The sequence below is a fragment of the Brucella sp. RRSP16 genome (genome assembly GCF_052246815.1).
GTDB classification, from domain to species: Bacteria; Pseudomonadota; Alphaproteobacteria; order Rhizobiales; family Rhizobiaceae; genus Brucella; species Brucella intermedia.
Genome location: NZ_JBQQAM010000062.1, coordinates 1 through 402, shown reverse-complemented (window position 1 = coordinate 402; position 402 = coordinate 1). Strand labels below are relative to the sequence as shown.

The following is a 402-nucleotide window of genomic DNA, read 5'->3' as shown; positions in this document are numbered from 1 at the left end:
GCCGGTTACGATCGTGACGGGGAAGTCGGATGTTGCGAGATAGTTCTGGAGGGCGACGACGAAGGCGGCGCCGACGATGGGGCCGATAAGCGTGCCAATGCCGCCCAGAAGCGTCATCAGGATCACTTCGCCCGACATCTGCCAGCCGACATCGGTCAGCGTTGCAAACTGGAAGACGAGCGCCTTCAGGCCGCCGGCAAGGCCGGCAAGCACTGCCGACATGACGAAGGCTGCAAGCTTGTAGCGGTTGACGGAATAGCCCAGCGAGATGGCGCGGTTCTCGTTTTCGCGCACCGATTTCAGGATCATGCCGAAGGGCGAGTTGATGATGCGCCAGATGACGAACACGCCCAGCACGAACACCGCCAGCACAAAATAATACATGGTCATCGGCTGGTTGAG

1 protein-coding gene is annotated in these 402 nt (G+C 60.2%); it reads right to left on the bottom strand.

Annotated elements, in window-relative coordinates; all coding sequences use genetic code 11:
- The coding region (locus ACS5UA_RS22900) for a branched-chain amino acid ABC transporter permease (protein WP_443101893.1) at positions 1-402 on the bottom strand (402 nt) is incomplete at both ends.